The organism is Salicola sp. AFF1, from assembly GCF_056783195.1.
Map to the genome: position 1 here is coordinate 1 of NZ_JBXAYL010000142.1, position 350 is coordinate 350.

General features: G+C 68.3%; 1 protein-coding gene. It reads left to right on the plus strand.

The genetic code is table 11. The annotated features are described in order from the left end of the window. Window positions 1-350 (plus strand): hypothetical protein (locus tag AC1RQI_RS17100; protein WP_481905814.1); only part of this gene is annotated, 350 nt, incomplete at both ends.

The following is a 350-nucleotide window of genomic DNA, read 5'->3' on the forward strand; positions in this document are numbered from 1 at the left end:
GCTGATGAACCGCTGCCTGGTGCTGTCCGTGGACGAGTCCCGCGCCCAGACCCGGGCCATCCACGCCGCCCAGCGCCGTGGCCGCACCCTTGAGGGGCTGCGGGCCAAACAGGCCAGGGCCCGCCTGATCCGCCGCCACCAGAACGCCCAGCGCCTGCTGCGCTCGGTGGCGGTGATGAACCCCTACGCGGACCGGCTGACCTTCCTGGACGACAAGACAAGAACCCGCCGTGACCATGAAAAGTACCTGAGCCTGATCGACACCGTGGCGCTGCTGCACCAGTACCAGCGCGAGGTGAAGCAGCTTGAGTGCGACGGCCAGAGCCTGGACTACATCGAGGTCACCCCGG